Source organism: Alteromonas halophila (assembly GCF_014651815.1).
Classification (GTDB): domain Bacteria; phylum Pseudomonadota; class Gammaproteobacteria; order Enterobacterales; family Alteromonadaceae; genus Alteromonas; species Alteromonas halophila.
Genome location: NZ_BMXP01000006.1, coordinates 188,186 through 208,687, shown reverse-complemented (window position 1 = coordinate 208,687; position 20,502 = coordinate 188,186). Strand labels below are relative to the sequence as shown.

The 20,502-nt window shown below is 47.9% G+C and carries 23 protein-coding genes and 1 pseudogene; 16 read left to right on the top strand and 8 right to left on the bottom strand.

Going from position 1 to position 20,502, the window contains the following annotated elements; translation table 11 throughout:
* From IE054_RS12920 to IE054_RS12895, 6 genes and pseudogenes are all read left to right on the top strand, one after another.
* Positions 1 to 706: pseudogene (locus IE054_RS12920) on the top strand (hypothetical protein); the annotation flags it as partial.
* Positions 707 to 725: 19 nt separating this feature from the next.
* Positions 726 to 2,111, top strand: coding sequence for a DUF2130 domain-containing protein (locus IE054_RS12915; protein WP_189407008.1), 1,386 nt, complete (start codon positions 726 to 728; stop codon positions 2,109 to 2,111).
* A 90-nt stretch (positions 2,112 to 2,201) separates the two neighbouring features.
* A complete protein-coding gene (locus tag IE054_RS12910; RefSeq protein WP_189407005.1) occupies positions 2,202 to 2,855 on the top strand; it encodes a HEPN domain-containing protein in 654 nt (217 codons plus the stop codon).
* A 69-nt stretch (positions 2,856 to 2,924) separates the two neighbouring features.
* Entirely contained in the window at positions 2,925 to 3,776 is an 852-nt protein-coding gene (locus IE054_RS12905; protein WP_189407003.1) for a phospholipase D-like domain-containing protein, read from the top strand.
* On the top strand, positions 3,737 to 4,000 hold the full coding sequence (locus tag IE054_RS12900) for a hypothetical protein (RefSeq protein WP_189407001.1): 264 nt from the start codon (positions 3,737 to 3,739) through the stop codon (positions 3,998 to 4,000). The genes IE054_RS12905 and IE054_RS12900 overlap by 40 nt, the downstream gene beginning before the upstream one ends.
* Before the next feature lie 120 nt (positions 4,001 to 4,120).
* Positions 4,121 to 4,354, top strand: coding sequence for a hypothetical protein (locus tag IE054_RS12895; RefSeq protein ID WP_189406999.1), 234 nt, complete (start codon positions 4,121 to 4,123; stop codon positions 4,352 to 4,354).
* 149 nt (positions 4,355 to 4,503) lie between these two features.
* Here IE054_RS12895 and IE054_RS12890 read toward each other — a convergent pair whose 3' ends face one another.
* The gene (locus IE054_RS12890) at positions 4,504 to 6,768 is read right to left on the bottom strand and encodes a TonB-dependent receptor (protein ID WP_189406997.1); all 2,265 of its coding nucleotides are present in this window, start codon (positions 6,766 to 6,768) and stop codon (positions 4,504 to 4,506) included.
* A 32-nt stretch (positions 6,769 to 6,800) separates the two neighbouring features.
* On the opposite strand from IE054_RS12890, the gene IE054_RS12885 reads away from it, so the two are divergent.
* The gene (locus IE054_RS12885; protein WP_189406994.1) at positions 6,801 to 7,052 is read left to right on the top strand and encodes a hypothetical protein; all 252 of its coding nucleotides are present in this window, start codon (positions 6,801 to 6,803) and stop codon (positions 7,050 to 7,052) included.
* Between the two features lie 147 nt (positions 7,053 to 7,199).
* Here IE054_RS12885 and IE054_RS12880 read toward each other — a convergent pair whose 3' ends face one another.
* The 5 genes from IE054_RS12880 to IE054_RS12860 form a co-directional block, all read right to left on the bottom strand.
* Positions 7,200 to 8,000, bottom strand: a complete 801-nt coding sequence (locus IE054_RS12880) for a DUF481 domain-containing protein (RefSeq protein WP_189406993.1) — start codon at positions 7,998 to 8,000, stop codon at positions 7,200 to 7,202.
* 139 nt (positions 8,001 to 8,139) lie between these two features.
* Positions 8,140 to 8,823: a type 1 glutamine amidotransferase domain-containing protein gene (locus tag IE054_RS12875; RefSeq protein WP_189406991.1), complete on the bottom strand. Its 684-nt coding sequence runs from the start codon at positions 8,821 to 8,823 to the stop codon at positions 8,140 to 8,142.
* 452 nt (positions 8,824 to 9,275) lie between these two features.
* The gene (locus IE054_RS12870; protein ID WP_189406988.1) at positions 9,276 to 9,533 is read right to left on the bottom strand and encodes a hypothetical protein; all 258 of its coding nucleotides are present in this window, start codon (positions 9,531 to 9,533) and stop codon (positions 9,276 to 9,278) included.
* Between the two features lie 2 nt (positions 9,534 to 9,535).
* Positions 9,536 to 10,039, bottom strand: a complete 504-nt coding sequence (locus tag IE054_RS12865) for a hypothetical protein (RefSeq protein WP_189406985.1) — start codon at positions 10,037 to 10,039, stop codon at positions 9,536 to 9,538.
* Positions 10,040 to 10,041: 2 nt separating this feature from the next.
* Positions 10,042 to 10,362: a DUF883 domain-containing protein gene (locus tag IE054_RS12860; RefSeq protein ID WP_189406984.1), complete on the bottom strand. Its 321-nt coding sequence runs from the start codon at positions 10,360 to 10,362 to the stop codon at positions 10,042 to 10,044.
* A gap of 458 nt (positions 10,363 to 10,820) precedes the next feature.
* Between IE054_RS12860 and IE054_RS12855 the strand changes: the two genes are divergently transcribed.
* A complete protein-coding gene (locus IE054_RS12855) occupies positions 10,821 to 11,159 on the top strand; it encodes a methyl-accepting chemotaxis protein (protein ID WP_189406982.1) in 339 nt (112 codons plus the stop codon).
* 68 nt (positions 11,160 to 11,227) lie between these two features.
* Here the strand turns inward: IE054_RS12855 and IE054_RS12850 are convergent, their stop codons facing one another.
* Positions 11,228 to 12,106: a glycosyltransferase family 2 protein gene (locus tag IE054_RS12850; RefSeq protein WP_189406980.1), complete on the bottom strand. Its 879-nt coding sequence runs from the start codon at positions 12,104 to 12,106 to the stop codon at positions 11,228 to 11,230.
* Between the two features lie 199 nt (positions 12,107 to 12,305).
* Positions 12,306 to 13,217 carry a LysR family transcriptional regulator gene (locus IE054_RS12845; protein ID WP_189406978.1) on the bottom strand — a complete coding sequence of 304 codons (912 nt, stop codon included), beginning with the start codon at positions 13,215 to 13,217 and terminating at the stop codon, positions 12,306 to 12,308.
* Positions 13,218 to 13,344: 127 nt separating this feature from the next.
* Between IE054_RS12845 and IE054_RS12840 the strand changes: the two genes are divergently transcribed.
* From IE054_RS12840 to IE054_RS12805, 8 genes are all read left to right on the top strand, one after another.
* Complete coding sequence (locus IE054_RS12840; protein WP_189406977.1) at positions 13,345 to 13,812, top strand: DoxX family protein; 468 nt, start codon at positions 13,345 to 13,347, stop codon at positions 13,810 to 13,812.
* A 27-nt stretch (positions 13,813 to 13,839) separates the two neighbouring features.
* Positions 13,840 to 14,649, top strand: coding sequence for a DODA-type extradiol aromatic ring-opening family dioxygenase (locus IE054_RS12835; RefSeq protein WP_229805131.1), 810 nt, complete (start codon positions 13,840 to 13,842; stop codon positions 14,647 to 14,649).
* A 114-nt stretch (positions 14,650 to 14,763) separates the two neighbouring features.
* Positions 14,764 to 15,354, top strand: coding sequence for a hypothetical protein (locus IE054_RS12830; protein ID WP_189406974.1), 591 nt, complete (start codon positions 14,764 to 14,766; stop codon positions 15,352 to 15,354).
* Between the two features lie 36 nt (positions 15,355 to 15,390).
* Positions 15,391 to 15,936 carry a hypothetical protein gene (locus IE054_RS12825; protein WP_189406972.1) on the top strand — a complete coding sequence of 182 codons (546 nt, stop codon included), beginning with the start codon at positions 15,391 to 15,393 and terminating at the stop codon, positions 15,934 to 15,936.
* 213 nt (positions 15,937 to 16,149) lie between these two features.
* Positions 16,150 to 16,755: a BON domain-containing protein gene (locus tag IE054_RS12820; RefSeq protein ID WP_189406970.1), complete on the top strand. Its 606-nt coding sequence runs from the start codon at positions 16,150 to 16,152 to the stop codon at positions 16,753 to 16,755.
* An 80-nt stretch (positions 16,756 to 16,835) separates the two neighbouring features.
* Positions 16,836 to 17,189: a hypothetical protein gene (locus IE054_RS12815; RefSeq protein ID WP_189406968.1), complete on the top strand. Its 354-nt coding sequence runs from the start codon at positions 16,836 to 16,838 to the stop codon at positions 17,187 to 17,189.
* Positions 17,176 to 18,072 (top strand): MlaA family lipoprotein, encoded by an 897-nt coding sequence (locus tag IE054_RS12810; RefSeq protein WP_189406966.1) that lies wholly within the window; start codon positions 17,176 to 17,178, stop codon positions 18,070 to 18,072. The genes IE054_RS12815 and IE054_RS12810 overlap by 14 nt, the downstream gene beginning before the upstream one ends.
* Positions 18,065 to 20,473, top strand: coding sequence for an efflux RND transporter permease subunit (locus tag IE054_RS12805; RefSeq protein ID WP_189406963.1), 2,409 nt, complete (start codon positions 18,065 to 18,067; stop codon positions 20,471 to 20,473). The genes IE054_RS12810 and IE054_RS12805 overlap by 8 nt, the downstream gene beginning before the upstream one ends.
* Positions 20,474 to 20,502 lie beyond the last annotated feature (29 nt).

The window sequence follows — 20,502 nt, the reverse complement described above, 5'->3', positions numbered from 1 at the left end:
AGAAGCAGAAGCAGAAGCAGAAGCAGAAGCAGAAGCAGAAGCAGAAGCAGAAGCAGAAGCAGAAGCAGAAGCAGAAGCAGAAGCAGAAGCAGAAGCAGAAGCAGAAGCAGAAGCAGAAGCAGAAGAAAAAAATGGGCTGGCTCAAAATACGAACGGAGAGGCTGCTGACAAGAGCCTTTATGAAGAAGGTGAAACCGAAGCTTTACATGGCAAAACCTTCAATGCTGCCGACTATTTCAAACCTCAGTACAAAGAGCGACTGACCTCCTTAGTCAAGGAAGTATTATCGGAGCGTCCTGGAATAACGCTTCACTCATTGGCCTTGGAAATCGCCAACCTTCATGGCCTAACGCGGACTAGTAAAAAGCAGGTCGAGTATTTACGTGAAATTGTCGAGCAATTCGCAGGAATTAATGAGAATGAGGGCTATTCTCCAACACTGTGGCTGTCACCGGAAGATCGAGTTGATCTTATTGAGTGGCGGGGCGTGGATGTTTTTGGCTTTGATAGGAAATGGAGTGAGCTGGCCTATGAAGAAGCGCTAGGCTTAGCCAAGTACGCAGTTGCGAAGAGTCCAGATTCTCCCGTTGATGTAATGTGTGATGAATTGAGGTTGAAGAGACGTCATGAAACAACGCTGTTGCAATTTAATCGATGGATAGATGAGTTGGCTGAGCGAAGTGAGAAAAGCGCAGAAAATAGCTGAGTATTAAAGGACTAGAACCATGAATGAAGTAATTTGCCCAAACTGTAAGAAAGCGTTCAAGATAGATGAAGCTGGATATGCCGATATTTTAAAGCAGGTTCGCGACACCGAATTTGACAAGCAGTTGCAGGAGCGACTAGCACTCGCAGAGAAAGACAAAAACAATGCAATTGAGTTAGCGAAGGAAAAGTTCTCCGGTCAACTTCGAGATGCGCTATCTGAAAAAGAGGGCGAAATCAGTAAGCTTAAAGCTGAGCTGGGCAATGCAGATTTGAATAAGTCGTTAGCCATTACTGAAGCATTAAAAGCCATTGAGAAAGAGAGAGACAGTCTCCAAAACGCACTCGAAAAAGCGAAAAGGGAAAGTGAAGCCAGCTCCAACCTGGAAAAAGCTTCTCATCAGAATCAGCTTCAGGAAACTGCTGCGAAAAAGGATGCTGAAATCCAGGAACTGAAGGCAAGGTTAAGTGCTGCTGAGAATTCGCAGAAACACGCTGTGGCCGAAGCGCAAAGTAGCGCTGAAAGAGAGTTGAACAAGCTAAAAAGTGATTTAGAGAAGGCGCAACTAGAGACAAAGCTTTCAGAGCAGTCACTAAAAGATAAGTACGAAACGCAATTGAAGGATAGGGACGACGCGATTGAGCGTTTACGCGATATGAAGGCGAAGCTCTCAACAAAAATGGTCGGGGAAAGCCTGGAGCAACATTGTGAAACTGAATTTAACAGGATTCGTCACACTGCTTTCCCCAGGGCTTACTTTGAAAAGGACAATGATGCTCGTGGTGGCAGCAAAGGCGATTATATTTTCAAAGATCTTGATGAGTCAGGTATAGAGTCTGTTTCTATCATGTTCGAAATGAAGAATGAAAACGACCAGACTGCCACTAAAAAGAAAAACGAAGACTTTCTGAAAGAGCTGGATAAAGACCGAAACGAAAAGCAATGTGAGTATGCTGTGCTGGTATCGCTGCTTGAACCCGAAAGTGAGCTATACAACACGGGAATCGTGGATGTCTCACACCGCTACCCTAAGATGTACGTAGTCAGACCTCAATTCTTCATCCCAATAATCACTTTGCTTAGAAATGCAGCGCAAAACTCCCTTAAGTACAAGTCCGAACTAGAGTTAGTGAAAGCTCAAAATATTGATATAACCAACTTCGAGAGCGATTTGGACGAGTTTAAAAAGGGCTTTGCTCGCAACTATGACTTGGCTTCGAGGAAATTCAAAACAGCAATCGACGAAATAGATAAAACCATTACCCATCTTCAGAAAACCAAAGATGCGCTGCTTGGATCAGAGAATAATCTCCGCTTAGCCAATAACAAAGCAAATGACCTCACAGTTAAGAAACTTACTAAGAACAATCCGACTATGGCTGAGAAGTTTCAGGAGATTGAGTAAAGTTCACCGTAAATAGTTGGATGGTACATCATTATTACCATAATGAATGACACGAGAATCGTTAATCGAATTGAAAGTAGGTAGTAAAGCATGGAACGCTTCACAGAATTAAAGCAATACCAGAGATCGCATCGAAATAACTTTAGTGAAAACTTGGCGCTCCGAAGTCACAGAGGATTGAGTTGGCTAAAGCGGGCAGAAATGTGTGAAGACGACCCCGATGCCAAGTTTATTTTTTTATGGATCGCTTTCAATGCAATCTATGCGCAGGATCTCGATACATTGAAGTTACGTGAAGCTGAGAGTTTTTCGAAGTTTATTGAGAAATTACTAGCATTAGATAACGAAAATGAACTTTCAGATATTGTGTGGCAAGAGTTTTCAGGAAGTATAAGGGTATTATTAAATAATCCGTTCGTTTTCCAACCTTTTTGGGAATATCAAAATGGGAGCATCGATGAAGATGAGTTCAAGACCCGTTTTGCTTCCGCAAAATCTAGTGCAGCCAGAGCATTAGGCAACGCCAAAACAAATGTTGTTCTTCGTTTGGTATTACAACGATTATATACGCTCAGAAACCAGTTAATTCACGGTGGTGCTACCTGGAACAGCAGCGTCAATCGTGAACAGTTAAGAGATGCCAATTGTCTTTTGCACAAGTTGGTGCCTGCACTAATCGACATTATGATGCGAAACCCTGATGAGTTGTGGGGGGATGCCAGTTATCCGGTGGTTGCACTATGAATACTGGCTCAAACCAAGTTTTCCAGCACCTGTCGATGAGATCGGTTATGAGCAGGATTCCACATTCTTATGAGTAGTAATTCCGAAGTTGCAGCGCAAAATATTTATGCTGACTGGAAGAAAGCTATTCGAAAAGCCTCCGCTAGCATCAGAGTTGTTACCCCGTACTTTGACCGCACATTGATCGACTTATTAAAGACTCCGCTAGTTAACGGCATGTCTGTTCAAATACTCACCGATGCAGATAGTCCCAATTGGCTGGAAGCTTTTGCACAGTTGAAAGCAATGATTAGACTTATTGAGTTGGGCGCAGAGATCCGTTCGTTTGAAGGGCTTCACGCAAAAGTGCTGTTAACTGATAGTGATATACGCACTGTTGGCTCACAGAATTTCACTCGCAGAGGAAAGCTGAACGCAGAAGTCTCAGCTCTTTTTCACAATAATAACTATGATGCGAAACTGAGAATACAAGATTGGTGGGATTCTGGTCGGGAAGTTTTTAAAGATGATTTAATGAGGCTACTTGATATTCTTGAACCTAAGATACAGCATCTGAAGCTCCTTGCAGAGGAATTACAAGAAGAGTACGAAGAAATACAGGTTCGGCTAGAGAGTGAACGAGAGTGTCAACGTTTGGCTGCAATTAGGAATAGGGTAGTTAGCTCTGCTATTTTTTTAGAAAACGACGTTGCATATGTCGAAGCCAAAAATTCAGGACTCTATGTTTATGATTCACAGTTAACACTTTGGAAAGACGTCCAAAGCAGAGAGAGGAAAATAAAAAGACTGTTTTTCTATCCTGTGTACTTTTTTAATAGTAAAAGGCTTGCCTACTGCAGGGTAGGGAAAACGCGAATAACTTATCTAAGTGACTCCGTGAATTGGGAAGCATCAAAATACTTTTTAATGATGGTGATTTAATTTTTTCAATAGATGATAAGAACTCTGAACTAGCAGATGTAATTGAAGATCCAGTTTCACAAAGAAATGTTGCAGATCGTGTGTTTAAAAGTCTAAAGTTCAAAAGAATGAGTCATATGTCAATAAATCAGGATGTTGCCGAACAATATTTTGAGCCAGACGATTTTTATAATGTAGAAATGATAGAGGTATTTGAAAACCCAGTTTTTGTCATTTACAAATAAAGTAAACGGTTCATATCTGATCTGAAGCATTAAGTCATTATTTCCGACAACAACTGACAGGCCATTAGACATTAGAAAAGATGTTTACAGTGTAACGTTGATCTGATGAGCCCCAATTTTATGATGTGGGTCGAAAACGATAACTTCACAATTGTCGATTTGGCTGAAAGCGACAGAAAAGTCGCGGCCGACATGTACCAATATTTCGTGAATGCTGACGAATACAACGCTATCCAGGCGTGCGTAGAATTAGATGTTTCCCGGGAAAAACATTACTCACCATCAATGCTTGATAAAGAGGCAAAGCGTCAGTTTAACTGGTATGAGCAGTCTGATGACCACTCTGGCGTGTAGTCCGTAACGCCTAAAGCAGGCTTTAGCTCCACTACTCATTGCTATGACAGCCTATTCCTGTTGCTGACTGTATAAAGGTAGTGCTGTCGTAAAACACAAAAAACCTGCCATCAAGGCAGGTTTTTTCACATTACGATTAAGCGTGCCGCTTAGAACTCAGTCGAGAACCGTACACCAAACTCACTCGCATCGTTGCTTAAGATTTGCAGGATGTAGTCACCGGTATTCAGGCGGGCATTGTCGTAACGCTCGTCAAAAATATTGCGGCCATACAAGGCAACGGTATAGGCATCATCTGCCGGGGTGTAGGCGATGTCGAAGTTAACCAGTTCGCGGCTGTCCAGCTCGGTCATGCGCTCTGGGGCCGAGGTTGGCTCGCCATACATTTCCGCGCGGTACGAGTAGTCTGCGCGAACGCGGATGGAATCGCCACCGTCCAGTTCAAAAGTGTACTGTGGTCCGACTGACAGTGTCAGGTCGGGCGTAAGTGGTGCAACAGGGCGGAAACCGGCCTGTTCTTCCACATCCACATCCATATAGCCAATGCTGGTCATCACACTGAAGTTCTCGTAACTGAAGGTTGAGTCAAATTCGATACCCCGTGAGGTTTGCTCAACAACCAGGTTTGCAGTATCAAAACCGCTTTCGCTGACACGGCTGACCTGATACGGCAGATCTTCAAATTCAGTATTGAAAACGGCAATGCTTAAGTCAAAGTGCTCGTTAACACGCCCTTTAACACCCACCTCGTAGTTTGTCGCGGTAATGTTGTCCGACGCGGTGAAACAGTTGTTTGCACGCACCGCGGCCTGAGCTGCATCGATATCATCAAAGCCACCGCCTGCAAAGAACTGGCCGATAAGGCAGAAGGGGCGGGCCGGATACTGACCAGACTGATAGCCCGACTGAATGGTTGCGTAGCCTGTCATGCCATTTTCAAAGGTGTAGTTGGTCGCCACTTCCCAGGTCAGCTCGTCCCAGTCGTTGGCGTCAAAGATGGTGCCCAGTGCTGAGAATACATTGGCAGAGGCTTCTTTTTCGTCCTGGGTGTAGCGCAGGCCACCGGATATGCTCAGGTCGTCGGTCAGATCGTGGCGAACGTTCAGGTACGCCGCTTTTGAGGTGGTTTCCTGATCAAGTTCAAGCAAGTTTGGTCCACCGTCGAAACTGGAATCCTCACCCTGACGGTTTTTACCTTCTTCATTGAAGTAATACAGCCCTGCGACAAAATCAGTGTACGCGTTAAGGTAACCATTTAACTGTAATTCAACCGAGGTTTGGTCGGCTTCACCACGCTCGGGGAACTGGTCCAGCGAGTAGATGGTACCATCGTCATCCAGCCCGGCCTTGTATTCAGACGAACGCTGGCTGGCAACCACTTTAACGGTGTAGTCCATATTGATGTCCCACTCGGTAGTCAGTGACACACCGTGGGCCTGATTAGACACACCGGTCACCGCTTCAGTGCCTGTGGCGTTGTCGTAGCGGTCGTAGCCGTCTGGGATAACATCGGAATTGCGCAGCGGCTGGTTCAGTCCGTTATTGCCACCAAAGTAGCGTGCTGAGCCAACTTCATTAATGAGCACCGTATAGGGACGAAGGCCGCCGTCACCGCTGTTGGCATCTGCGGTCAGTACCATGCGGAAATCCTCAGACGGCTCCCATTTTACGGAAAAGCGGCCAGAGATATCTTCGGTCTCACCCACATCGTATTCGGCATTGGGCACGTTGATAAACTCGCCCAGACCATCACGCTTGTTAAAAGCCAGGTTCATGTTAAACGCAAGCTCGTCAGTCAGGCCATGATTAACAAACACATCGGCTTTAAGACGTTCACGCGTGCCGAACTCGGTGTTGACCTTGGTAACATCCCCCTGATCAGGCTCTTTGGTAATGATATTAATGGCACCACCAATGGAGTTACGCCCGTACAGTGTGCCCTGTGGGCCACGCAGTACTTCAATACGCTGGATGTTGTTCAGGCTCCAGTTCTGGCCCACCTGACGACCCAGGTACACACCATCAACATACACACTTACGCCCGGATCGGTAGTGATCAGGTGATCCTGAAGCCCAATACCACGGATGAACGGGTTCACCGATGAAGTATGACCCGCCGAAAACCCTGTGATATTCAGGTTAGGCACAAACTTGCCCACATCGGTCAGATCCGTTATGCCCTGTGCAGCCAGCTTATCGCCATCAAACGCACTTAGTGCAATAGGTACCTCATAAATCACCTGAGGTCGCTTTGTGGCAGTCACGGTAATCGCTTCAAACTTTTGTTCTTCTGTCGCTTCAGTTTCCTGAGCGAAGGCCTGGCCAGAGAGAGATGGTAGCGTTATCGCGACGGCGAGTGCGACAGGTGAAAGTTTACTGGCGAGTGTTTTTGTCACGGCAGTCGTGTTTTTCATGTGTAGTGTACCTTTGCGTGTAGGAATGCTTATTGTTGAATTTGTCGTTTCAAGTTCAGTCAGAGAACTTTTTAAGCCCGGGCGGTGTGAAGGATATCGGCACCGGTGTGATGCAAGGTACTAAACACAGGCAGAATAAATTGCTAAACATGTTTGCTCAGCATGACTGTCCGTCGTGCGCTGCGTTAGAAGTAGAAATGATCGTTACCAGTCGTCAATATCCCTTAAAAGCGCTTGGGCATGAAAACTGGAACGGCATGATACCTACAGAACAATCTCTTTAAAAGCTAAATATTGCTTTTAATATAACTAAACAGTGTGCTGTTGTCCGGAACGCTTAAGCAAATGGTATATACCGTTACGGTCACCAATAATGAACGCTCATGCTACGCCTCTTGCACGGCGTGTAGGCTGGGTCTGTACTTTGTGGTTCAGAACGTGTAATTCAGCGACACACCATAGTCCACGTCGGTCTTTTCTACTCCCGCGAACGGCATAGCGTTGTGTTTCACTTCCAGATCAAAGCCGACGTTCAGTGACGGGCGGATTGGAAAGTTAATGCTGGCAAGCGCCAGCACACGCAAGTCACTGATATCATCAACGGCAGGCTGAACGTAGGTTGACGCTGATGCAACAAAGGGAAACTCCCCGGTATGCTTATGTACAATATTGGTGTAAAGGTTGGCTCTGACGGTTTCATCGGTGAGCGACATACGCTCAGACGTTTCAGATTCATAAAACATGCCCACACCCACAATGAACTGCTGTTCGGTTGTCTGGTTGTTAAACGCGTTTCGCCATCTGACATTGCCGCCAATCAGTTCGCGATCAGATATGCCGGCAAAATCGTCGTACTGATACTGCATAAATACTTCTGAGTCCAGCGACTTACCAAACTGGTTGTGATGTACCCAGCGGCCATGCACAAACAGCTCATCCTCGTCTCTGACATCATTGGTTTCCGAATAGCTGTAATCACCGATAAGTACAAACAGATCCTTGTTTTCTTTGTAACGCAGTAATCCGTTGGCGCTGTATTCCTGTTCGTCTTTGTTGCCAGACTGACCATTGATGCTGACGCCAACTTCACCACTGAAACCCTCTGGCGGTGTGATAATCACATTAATGGGAACAATCGCCATTGCGGGGGCGCTCAAAGCGCTGGCGAACAGGGCCGATAATCCTGTGAGTGTGCGACGTACAGTGTCAGAATACAACGTATGGTGTGACATAGCGCTTTCCTTGTCAGATGAGGGGGCTGGTTTTCTAACTGAGTGTGATGATCTGTCCGGCAGGTAAGGATACCGCACAAAGGTTGATCGTTAAGATTGAGCGCCGCAATCGTAGCGATGCGGCACTCAAGCGTGTGCCTTACGACAGCGCTTTAATCAGCGCGTCAGCCGCGGGCTTTGACGAAGTGGGATTCTGGCCGGTGATCAACAGACCGTCTTCACAGACTTTAGGCGAAAAGGCGTCGGCTTTCTCGTAGTTGCCGCCTAACGCTTTAAGCTCGTCCTCAACCAGGTATGGGACGATGTCGGTGAGCTCAACGCCGTCTTCTTCTTCATTGGAAAAGCCGGTGACGGTCTTGCCGCGTACCAGCGGGGTTCCCGCCGAGTCTTTGACATTTTTCAGCACAATCGGCGCATGACAAACGGCGGCGACCGGTTTGCCGTCGTTAATCATGGTTTCAATTAAAATCTGCGAATGCTGATTGTCTGACAGGTCCCACAATGGGCCATGCCCGCCCGGGTAGAATACGGCGTCAAACTCAAACGCTTTTACATCTTCCAGCGGAATAGTGGATGCCAGTGCTGAGCGCGCCAGTTCATCGTCAGAGAAGCGCTTTGTATCATCGGTCAGCGCGTCCTCTTCCAGGCTCATCGGGTCAACCGGTACTTCACCGCCCATAGGAGACGCCAGCGTAATGGTGTAACCCGCATCAACGAATGCGTAATAGGGGGAAGCAAACTCCTCAAGCCAGATTCCGGTTGGCTTACCCGAATCGCCGAGGAGATCATGCGATGTCATAACCATGAGAATACGTTTGCTCATTAATGTCTCCATTTTATGAATGAGTTGTTTGTACTCCCAGCCCCGGGTTGGGGTTTACTGATGTTGGTGAATTTGGATAAAAACAGGGTAGCTAAAAAAACGCGGGGCTTATCGTTTAGCAACGTCGGATTATGTGGAAGTACTGCACAGGGCTGTAAGTTACCACTTCATGGTAAGCACGTTAGGAACTACGGACATAGCTTCAGGACACTATTACGCTTTTGGTTATCCGGTCTGTGTTTTATGAACGTACCGGTAGCAGATTCAGTGTGTAAAACTTACACTGAAGCGTCTTGTTTTCGCGGGAACCGACCAGCAACAGATAAGTGCCAGCATGGTTTGCAGGCTTTTTCGCGGCACCTTTTTAATAAGACTTCCTTTGCATGAAGGCAACACTTCCACCCCCATGGTTTCTGGCGGTCATGATAACTGGTCCATTTGTATGAATGGAATCACGATATAACGTTAAACATCGCAATGCGCGCAAATCGCAACAGTGCATCGCGGCGTTGTGCCGGCGGATGCTCCTTGACTGCGCCTTTGTAGGCTCCAAAGCCAAACCAGCCAAGCAACACGGCGGGCGAGGCGGCCAGTAATCTGATGTTCATTTTTGCGTCATCAGTGGCTTCTTCACTTCGCAACTGAGCAACGGCATAGTTCAGATGCGCACGCTTTTGCTGCGCCAGCTCTTTAGAAAGAAATAACGCCATGATCATTCCTCATCTTCTCGTTTGAGTCCCGCATGACCCACCATTGCCTGAAACATGGGCATCAGGGTAATGTGCCGGTATGCACCTCTGGCAACATGTAAAGCAAACACCGCAAACAGGCCATTCAGAACAAACAGCGCGGCGGAAATCGCCAGCATGCCCAGTCCTGCATGGAACAGCAGCACACCAAGCGCAGCATTCACCGCCAGCCAGCAGCAGCAGGCAAACGTGAAGGCGGCCATGGTCGATATGGCTGTCACCAACAATGACTTTTTAACCAGCGCCGTTTCAGCTGCCACAACATCCGACAGCGCGAAAAATTCATGCTGCTTGTGGGCCAGGGCTGCTTTAACCGCGGCTATAGTTTCATCCAGTGATGCGTCATCATACTGATCCTTGTCCTCTGAACACGACTCTGCCCGACCAGTGTCACTGGCCGGGCAGTCAGGATCAGAGTCCGGTGGCGGCATATCCGCCTCCGGTTGCTGTACCTTAGCGTCCGTCATACTTATTTTTTACGAAACAGTGACGACACCAGCATACCCGCAGCAAAGGCAATACCTGCTGCGGCAACCGGATTATTTACCGCATAATTGCGCACGCCTGATTTCTGCCACTTGGCTTCCGCTTCCTTTTTGCGTGCCGACATATTTTCTGCCGACCCCGCCGCGGTTTCGCGGATGTTTTGCTCAGCGCGGCTTGCAGAGCCTGCCAGCTTATCCACCGACGAATGCAGAGACTCCTGCGCTTTGTCAGTGAAAGGGTGTGCAGATTCACTTGCACCGTTACCTACTTTCTTACCTTGATTACCTGGAGCTGCAGTATCCATAGTGGGTCTCCTTACTTTTTAAAAGTTCATTCTATACGCAGCAACTCCTGTACCAGTCTTACGCATAAGCGTAACTGAATGATTATAAAGGCTTGTGGCCGATAATCGCCATTTTGTGAGAAATGCGCATGGGGTAAAAGCTTCATAACGGGTGTAATTATTTCGTGATGCCTGGGAAGCGCCAGTTACAATATTGACTGTATCGTCTGATTAATACGGATTTTTTAAAACAGGGCTAATGGTTAATTTCTGGCATCTACAACAGGCAGTAACGTTTAAATAAATACCTGTGTGTTGCTATGACTCTGGCAACATCCGAAGTGACAGCACAAGTTGCTGTCAGGGGCACCGAGTCACTCGATGAATCGGCAAAGGCTTTTGGCAATACGTTGACAGAGGTTGCTCAAACTAATGCGGTAATGCAGGAAATAAACGACCGCTAAACCAAAATCGAAGCTATGGTCTCGACTATTCAGGGCGTTGCAGAACAAACCAACCTGCTGGCGCTTAATGCCACCATCGAGGCGGCGCGCGCGGGCGAGCAGGGAAGAGGGTTCGCCGTAGTGGCAGATGAAGTCAGACATCTGGCGAAGCGCACCAGTGAATCCACGACTGAATTAGAAGCGGTGGTCAGAAATAATAAGCAGCTAACCGAGTCAGCCAGCCACAGAATCGCCCAGATGAAGGGCAGTGTGGACGGTAACAGTGAGCAAATTTTATCTGTAAAAAATGTGATGGAAGAAATTCGTCAGGACGCTGAAAACGTCACTAACAGTGTGTCCAGACTTCTGGAATAACTACTTGCCAATGCCACGGTTCGTAGCATTGGCGCGACAGTCTGGCGTTATTACCCGGTTTCACCACGCTATGCAACCGTTGTCATCCTGGCTGGCAGGGATTGTGGTGATGGTTGTTGTTCAATTTCGTCCGTTTTTGCGTTGGTGTCAGGCAGTTGCTGTATATGCAAACCACTTTGTTCGAAGTCGCGGTTGATATAGCCTGCCATGGCAAACTCGGTCAGTGTCTGGTGACGGGGATAGCGGCCCCATTTGCGTCGAAATTGTTCGGCATTATTGCAAAAATCCAGCAGGTGATGCAGTGGGCATCGTGCCTGTGGGTTCGCGCGAACAAAAACATCATCATTTAACCGGGTAAATCCCAGTCCTAACTCCCTGCATTGCGAGAAAAAATCTTCGTCGTTGAGCCCAAACCCTGTATAGCGCTGGTCAAAGCCACCGGTTGCTGTAAAGTCTTTTTGATGAATAAAAAACAATGTAGCGCAGCCACTGTCATGACTAAGCATTCCATGATGCGTCTCCTTGGAACGTACGTTATGAAGGCGCGTTTGTGATGAAATAAACGCATACCCTTTGCGATAATCCTCGTCGCTTACCTTACGTGGTTGCGACGTTACAACGGTTCTTGGCTTCCAGCTATTCACTCCCTTCAACAGGGCATCCTTAGAAATAAGCGCATCGACGGCAACATACGCGACAATGTCAGCCGATGCCGCCTCAATGCCCTTATTACGGGCGCGGGCGATAGGCAGTGATTCACTGACTGCGAACTTGTGCGTGATGGTGAATTTATCACTGGTCATCAGGGAATAGTCGGAGGGTGGAGCCATCCACACAACAACCAGCTCATCGGGGGTAAGCGAGCTGTTTTCCAGTTGTTTAACCAGATTACGAAGTTGCGATGTCCGGTTTTTAACAATTGTGACTACACTGACTGAATTATCCATTCTCAATCTCCCGCTTTGCGTAATACTGCAAGCCTTACTGAATCTGGTTAGAGTCTTGCAACATGCGGGCCGATTTTTTATTTAATATTAAGATTATGAAAATAAAGGATTTTATTTATTTTTGAGCTGGGTTGGCGAACAGTGGCAATGCAAAGAGTTCATTGGCCGTGTGAAGAGATTTCACAGCCAGTGTGCAGGTTCACACCCCTGACGACTGCAATGCCCAGTCAGGCGGATCGGTGTAATAACGGGTGGCAAACTGAATAAACTGACTGACTTTACTGCTTATCAGCTGACGGTGTGGGTACAGTGCGTACAGCCCCAAAGGCGGTGGTCGATACGCCCTGAGTACTTCCCGTAGCGCGCCACTGCGTATCGCATTTGCGCACAGAAAGTCGGGTTGTATGGCTATCCCCATGCCTGAGGCGGCAAGTGACACCAGTACATCGCCATTGTTACAGGTTATGCCGCCGCTTTTTTTTCCATGACGCATTAGTATGCTGTGCAAATGCTGGCTGTCATCGTCCAGCAGGCTGTAGCGCAGATAGTGGTGACCCTTAAGTTCTTCGGGCGTTTGCGGAGTACCCAAACGCGCCAGGTAGTCAGGCGCTGCGCAAACATGCAGCGAAATCGATGTAATACGCTTAGCCACTAACGATGAATCACGCAAAGTACCGATGCGAAGTGCAAGATCGTATCCTTCCTCCACAATATCAACTTTGCGATCGTTGAGTTGCAAATCAATATTAAGCCGGGGGTAGGCCGTACTGAAGGCATTGATAAGTCCGGTGAAATGCGAACTGGCAAAAGAGATTGGCGCACTTATTTTCAGTGTACCTGAGACACTGCGCTGGGCATCGGCAAGCATCACATCCATGTCTTCCAGTTGTTCCAGAACTTGTTGTGCCTGTTTAGCATAGGTGCTGCCAGGTTCAGTCACACTGACCCGCCGGGTAGTGCGGTTTAATAACCTGACGTCCAGCTGAGACTCAAGCTGAGTGATATACTTACTGATTAGCTGCACTGATGTATTCAGATACTCCGCCGCCCCTGTAAAAGAACCGGTTTTTACCACTGCAGTAAAGGCCTGAAGTGCTTTAATCTTATCCATTGCGCTTATTATCAACAAATGGGGGATAATATTACAACAAGATCGCTGTATATGTAATTTTAAATTGAAAGTATACTTTCCTCACTGACCAATTAACGGGCACACATGCCCTGATGAGGAAATTATAATGAAAACACTATTACAGACTTTACTGTCATCTGAGGCTGGCTGGGGCGCAACCATTTTACGCGTGGTGTTGGGGATAACGTTACTGGCGCACGGCGCGCAAAAGCTGTTCGGCTGGTTTGGTGGTTATGGACTTGAAGGCACGGCGCAGTGGATGGAAAGCATTGGCCTGGCGCCTGGAATACTGATGGCATTCCTCGCGGGTAGCGCAGAATTTTTCGGTGGGGCGGCGCTCATACTGGGCTTTCTGGTACGGCCTGCCGCATTGCTCGCTGCAATTACCATGGCCGTTGCGATAATCACAGTGCACCTGAGCAATGGCTTTTTTATGCAAAATAACGGCTATGAATTTGCACTGGCATTGTTTGCTATGTCGCTGGCATTAGTTCAGCAGGGCGCCGGTAACGTGTCTGTTGATGGGTATTTAACTGCGTTGGTTTCAAGTGACCAAAGCCGGACACCAGACTAAGTCACTTCGCAGCATAGGAAGTACACATTGGATACTCCTACTTTTAGTCACCATGTTGTGTATTTGTCCCACGGTGGCGGGCCACTCCCGCTGCTGGGGGACGCCGCACACCAGCAGATGACTGAGAAACTTTCCCAGCTTGCAGTTTCTATTCCCAGGCCAGAGGCTATTCTTGTTGTGAGTGCACACTGGGAAGATACAGTTATCAATGTTAGTGCGTCGTCCAGCCCTGAACTTTTATTCGACTATTATGGTTTTGCGCAACAGGCCTACCAGATACGTTATCCCTGCAAAGGCTCTGCTGAACTGACTTCGCAGGTGTTAATGGCGCTGAAGTCTGCAGGAATAGAAGCGCGATCTGACGCAACGAGAGGGCTGGATCATGGCGTGTTTGTACCGTTAAAGATCATGTACCCTGCGGCCGATATCCCGGTTGTTGCATTGTCATTGCACAGTCAATTGTCGCCACGTCTGCATATAGAGGTAGGGAAAGCCCTAGGGCGGCTTCGCGGAAACCTGCTTGTTATCGGTTCAGGTTTTTCTTTTCACAATATGCAGGCATTTTCAGTGTCGGGCGGTGATGCTGATGCTAGAAACCAGCGTTTTCAGCGCTGGCTTCATGATACCATCATGAATAAGACGTATTCTGAAAAGGTCAGACAGATGCAGCTGACTGACTGGACTCAGGCACCGAATGCGCGTTATTGCCATCCTCGCGAAGAACATTTGCTGCCTTTACATGTATGTTATGGTGTGGCGGGTCGGATGGCAGATAAAGCCATAAAAATGAATGTTTTAGGAGTGGAATGTCAGAATTTCATATGGTATTCCAGGTGACGCTGATGGTGGGTCTGATGACATGCAATTCACAGCAAATCGCTAACAACATACTGAGGACTATGCCATAATGCGGGAATGCAAATTCTTACAGTTTCTTTTTAAGGTCGCTTGATGCTGTATGACCCAAACAATCCGAGTCAGCTAATCAATATGCGCAACGAGGCCGTGCCCGACGTGTTTGTGATTACGCACCTTAATCAGCGATATTATGTCCATATAAGCCCATTTGTGTGGATGCGCCCGTGGGAAGGCAAAGAGCATACCGGCTTTTCAATAGGATTGGCGCCGGGCTGTCCTAATGCGTGCCGCGCGTTCGGTTTGTTAAAAAAGCCCTATCTGGACTGTTCGCTGGAGGATATTGTAAGTGCTGCCTACGCCCGCATTGATGAACTTGGCGTGAAGTTTTTTACGTCGAAAGGTTTGGGCGTTGGAAACCAGCATGAACATGATAAAGGCGGGTTCACACTGGTAAGTGATGACGTACGTCATAAAAAGGCGTTCGACACAGGTTACCGCTATGTGGTTCATGTTTATCAGCTTCGCGGCGGTGGTATGAGGCGGCATGTTGAAGACTGGTACTTCTATGGTGAGCCTCAGCAACAGGCTATTTTGTTGCGGCTAAGGCAGGATCAAACGCTGTTCCCAGACGCCATGCATTATGAAGTGTGCCAGTTGTCTGAATCACTGCCTGAAAGTGCCTGAGCGCCGTTAAGGTTATCGAATACGGGCGGAGTTATCTTGAGTAGTCATTCAATGGTTGAGGTGCAGACCTTCGATAAGCAGACGTTGGCAGATGCCAAGGTACTGGCAGGCTTATCGCCTAATGCAATGCGCAGAGTCTTTCTTGGCTGGCTTTTATTTACGCTGGCGGTTATCACCATTATTGCGTTTGCCCCTAAACTCAGCGAACAGTTTATTCTCATTACGATTGGTGTCCTGGTCTCATTCACTTTTGTCATCTTCTGGCAGAGCAGGATCTCTGAGGGCTGGCCGTCAATTATTCAGGCGCAGGATTACATTGGTGTGGTACGTGATCCGCAACTGCGTCAGTTTGTCTGCGTCAGACTTGATGCCGTCATCGACGCAAAACCCGCCACTATTCAGCCTAATAAGAAGGCTGTCGAGATCCTTATTGATCCGTCCTCGGTCACCGAAGAAGATGTTGCCCGCCTCAATCAGGCTATCTGGCCGCGGGATGATCGTTTGCTTGCTCTGACGCACTTTAAACAACGAGAGCTTATTTGTCAGGAAATCAGGTCGCTTTGCTCTGAGCAGACTGCCTGATGCGCTGCGAAACGCCAGCCGTGCCGGACAGAGTGGACTGATAACACGCCTGATACCCGCCTGTGTAAGGCTTTCCCTTTTCATCGGAAAAGATTTCAGATACCCACCCCCCACACATTCCTCGAAATTAAAAAATACCATTAAAACAACAAGTTGTTCAGGTGGCATGATGTTCGCATAAAACCTTTTGAATTCAGCAAAAGGAGAACGGATATGAAACGTTCATTACTTTCACTTGTTGTTGCAGGAACACTGACTACCGCAGCTTACGCGGGAGATATGTCATCAGAAAATGACTGGGAGAAAAACGCTAAAGACGCGTGGATCGATGGAAAAGCTGAAGCAACATTGCTGTTTAACGGCAATCTGGATTCGTTTGACATCAATACAGACGTGAAGCAGGGCGAAGTCATCCTTACCGGCAAAGTAGATACGTCTGTCGACAAAAAACTGGCTGAAGAGCTTATTGCTAACATTGAAGGCGTTTCGTCTGTCGATAATCAGCTTTCTATTGTCGAAAAGCAGATGACTGCGGACGCGGACGGCACCGATGAAATGGAAGAGAAGGCTGAGTCGGGACTGTCTTCATTAACCGACGCTAAAATTGCCACGGTGATCAAAACGCGGCTACTGCTTGATTCAGACATCTCGGGCTTTGATATCGATGTGGATGTCACAAACGGCAATGTGATGCTGACTGGTGATGTTGAAACCGATGCTATGCGGGAGCTGGCCGTCGAGATCGCAAAAAATGCCGATGACGTCATCGGTGTGCAGGAAGATCTTGAGGTTGTGTCACGTACCGCGATGACGCAATAGTCGCGTCTCTTATTCTGCGCGGGTGTGCCCGCGCAATTTTCTTTTCATTCAGTTTATTATTTATTCTAAGGTTGAAAGACATGTTTGCTAACCGGGTATGGCACTGTTTTTTTAGTGTGGTCAGTTTTCTTTCCTTCGCGATAGCGGGTATGGCTGTGTCCGGTCAGATCACAGCAGGGGACTTTGACACTGCACCAGCCGTAGGAGAATACTCGGCGATTACCAACTTTGAAGCGCGAATCGACAAAGTCAGCTTTGCCGCTGACAACCGTCACCATGCGCTGCGTAAAGCGCGTATTGACTACTACGTTGATTTAGCAAGGAACTCTGCCAGACAGGGGTGGGGATATCAGGAGCAGGACGCGATCAGACGTGCTAAGCTGATCCTCGATCATCATGTTGCACAAGGACTTAACGACAATGAGCCTGGGTAAGTATTGTGGTACGGCCTGTTTTTTATTTACATTAATTTTATCGGGCTGCGCCAGCCCTCCGGAATCATCACCCGCAACAGCCCAGCAGTCTCAAACCTCCAGTGAGCGTCCATCTGACGCTGAAGCTCTGTCACAGGGCCAGACCGTCCAGGTAGAAACCAGTCAGGGCACCATTAGTGTTGAGCCCACCGTTGTCGGTATTACAGATGAAGCAGCGACGCCCTCCAGCACGCCGGGAGATACCTCTTACTATGACCCACTTGAAGGGTTTAACCGGGCGATGTTCGGGTTTAATCATTATTTTTACACCTACTTTTTCATTCCCGTTACAGATGGCTACCGGGTTGTCGTTCCTGACGTGGCCCGCGATAAAATCGGCAACGCCTTTGATAATCTGCGCGAGCCACTTAACCTCTTAAGTCATACCTTTTCCGGTGATCTGGATAAAGCAGGAATCAACCTTGGTCGTTTCGTTATCAACTCAACCATCGGGTTGCTTGGTTTGTTCGATCCCGCCACGCACTGGTTTTCGCTGGCACAAAGTGAAAAGACAATCGCACAAACATTACGTGACTATGATGTTGGCTCAGGCGCTTACATTGTGTTGCCGGTGCTGGGGCCTAGTGATGTGAGAGGCACTTTCTCAACGGTAACCGAGGGATTTCTTCACCCTACACAATTTATTATGGACGCACCGGATCGTTACTATTTAAGAATGTTCGAAGGTGTTGATGATTTTGAGTCTCAGTCACAGCGCTATGAAAAGCTATATGAAGAGGCGTCAGATCCGTATTTATACTTTCGTAACCAGCATATTCAGGGACAGTTGCGAGACGCAATGTTTGACACCAACAAGGCTTCAGGAAATAACCTAAATGAATGAACGTATTGCGGCAGCCATCGTTAAGGCTCGCTTTTTCATTATTGGTGTTTTTGCGATAGCACTGGGCCTGGCGGTTATGTATGCGCCTTCGTTCAAAATTAATGCATCTGCAGATACGTTGCTGGTAAAGAATAATGAGCTTTATATTAAAACCCAGGTTGCAAATCAGACATTTGCCCCTGAAGAGTTTATATTGCTGGCATACGAGCCCACCGCACACGCACTTTACAGCCAGCAGACATTTACCGATATTCAGGCGTTGTCTGAACAGGTGGAATCGCTGTCCCGGGTAAAAAGTGTTACTTCTATTCTGAACATTCCGCTGGTGACTGATGCATCATCATTGCAGGGGACAACCGATGTTGACTCGCTGACCTGGGAGGCGCAGCAATATTCTGCCAGTCAGATGAAGGAGAGGATTGACGGTCATCCCATTTTCACCGATTTGCTGGTTAACCGTGAATCCACGGCGACAGCCATACAAATTGTCTTTCAGCAAAACGAAACGCTCAGTAAGCTTGAGTCGCAAATCACCGACCTGCAAAGAAAGCGCCTGGATGGCACGATAACCGAAGCAGATGAACAGACCATCATACAGTTAAAGGCGCAGGCCGATCCGATTCGACAGAAACTTACTAAGCAGCGTGCCCAGGAAATTGCCCAAATAGAAGAGATTGCTGAAAGCGTAAATGAACGAGCGAATACCTATCTTGGTGGCAGCTACGTGGTAGGACAGCATCTCATCGATATCATAAAATCTGACCTCACCGTGTTTGGGGGGGCGATTGCCGGCGTCATTGCGCTCATGCTGGCTGTACTCTACCGTTCAGTGAAATGGGTGGTCTTCCCTCTGATTGCCTGTGCCTCAAGTGTTGTGCTCACTATGGGGCTTCTCAGCTTCCTTGATATGCGCGCAACGGTGTTGTCAGCGAACTTTATTGCGCTGCAGATCATTCTGACACTGGCCGTCATGATCCACCTGATAGGCAGTTACCGGTCACACAGCCACGCCGATAATGCGTCTGGTCAGCACGACCGGGTCAGGGCAACGCTGGGGGAGAAACTGTCTCCCTGTTTTTATGCCACGCTCACGACATCAGTGGGCTTTGGCTCGTTACTGTTTAGTGGACTGCAGCCCGTGGCAGATTTTGGCCTGATGATGCTCTACGCCATGATTATCACTATGCTGGTGAGTCTGTTGCTGTTTCCTTCGCTACTTAGCCTGTTACCAGTAACCAAAGAAAGCGGTGAAAGCAAGCTACTGAAGGCATTGCTCGGTTGGTTCAGGCGAATCTCGTTGCGTTCTCCTGGCATGCTGGCCGCGGCCTGTATTGGTATTTTTGCGGTGGCGGCAATCGGCATTATGCGCCTGGATGTTGAGAACTCATTCATTAATTACTTTGACAAGCAAACGCAGGTCTATCAGGAACTGGCGTTTATCGATCAGCAGTTTGGCGGCTCTACACCCATGGACATCATCCTGGATGTTGGTGAAACCAATGATTCAGGCATGCTGGTGCTGGAAGCTGAATCTGTCGCTCAATTGCAACTGGTGCAGGCAGCCGTTGAAGCGTTTGAGGCGACAGGGAGTGTAACGTCTGTCGTGAATTTTACCGAACTGGCTAAACAGCTGAATGATGGCAAGCCGCTGACGGAATACGAACTGACCAGCATTTACCGGCTACTCGACGATAAAGTTGTGGACCAGCTGGTGGGGGCATACTTTTCACCTGTAGACGATAAGCTGCGCATTGCGGTGCGTATTCAGGACACCACGGCAGGCCTTGATCGCGAAACCTTTCTTACTAACCTGAAAAGTGATTTAGGCAAAGTAGGGATTAATGAGGGCAACTATGCGCTTACCAGTCTGTTTGTACTGTATCAGGACATTCTCAGCCGGCTGATATCTTCTCAGGTTATTACGCTGGGTATTGTCTATGGTGCACTGTTTATTGTGTTACTGGCCGTGTTCCGTCGCTTCGGTGTCGCGCTGATTGCCATGATCCCCAATATTCTTACTACGCTGGGTATTCTTGGTGTCATTGGCTGGCTGGGGATTCCGCTGGATATTATGACCATTACCATTGCCGCTATTGCAATGGGGATTGCCGTGGATGACACCATCCACTTTGTGCATGCATATTTGCGAGGTGCGAAGCAAGGCGACGGCTCTTCACAGGCCGATACTGGTTCCCGCTATGCCTTTGGACATACTGCCGTGGCGATGTCCTTTACCACCCTGATTATCGTGGCTGGCTTTTCATTATTTGGTTTATCGGACTTTCTGCCCTCTGTGTACTTCGGGTTGCTGACAGCAGGCGCAATGTTCATGGCCTGGTTCAGTGATGTGACATTGTTGCCGGCGATGCTGAACATGTTATACCGGCGAAAAACGGCCTGACAAGCCAATGCCCTACCTAAGCAGGTAAG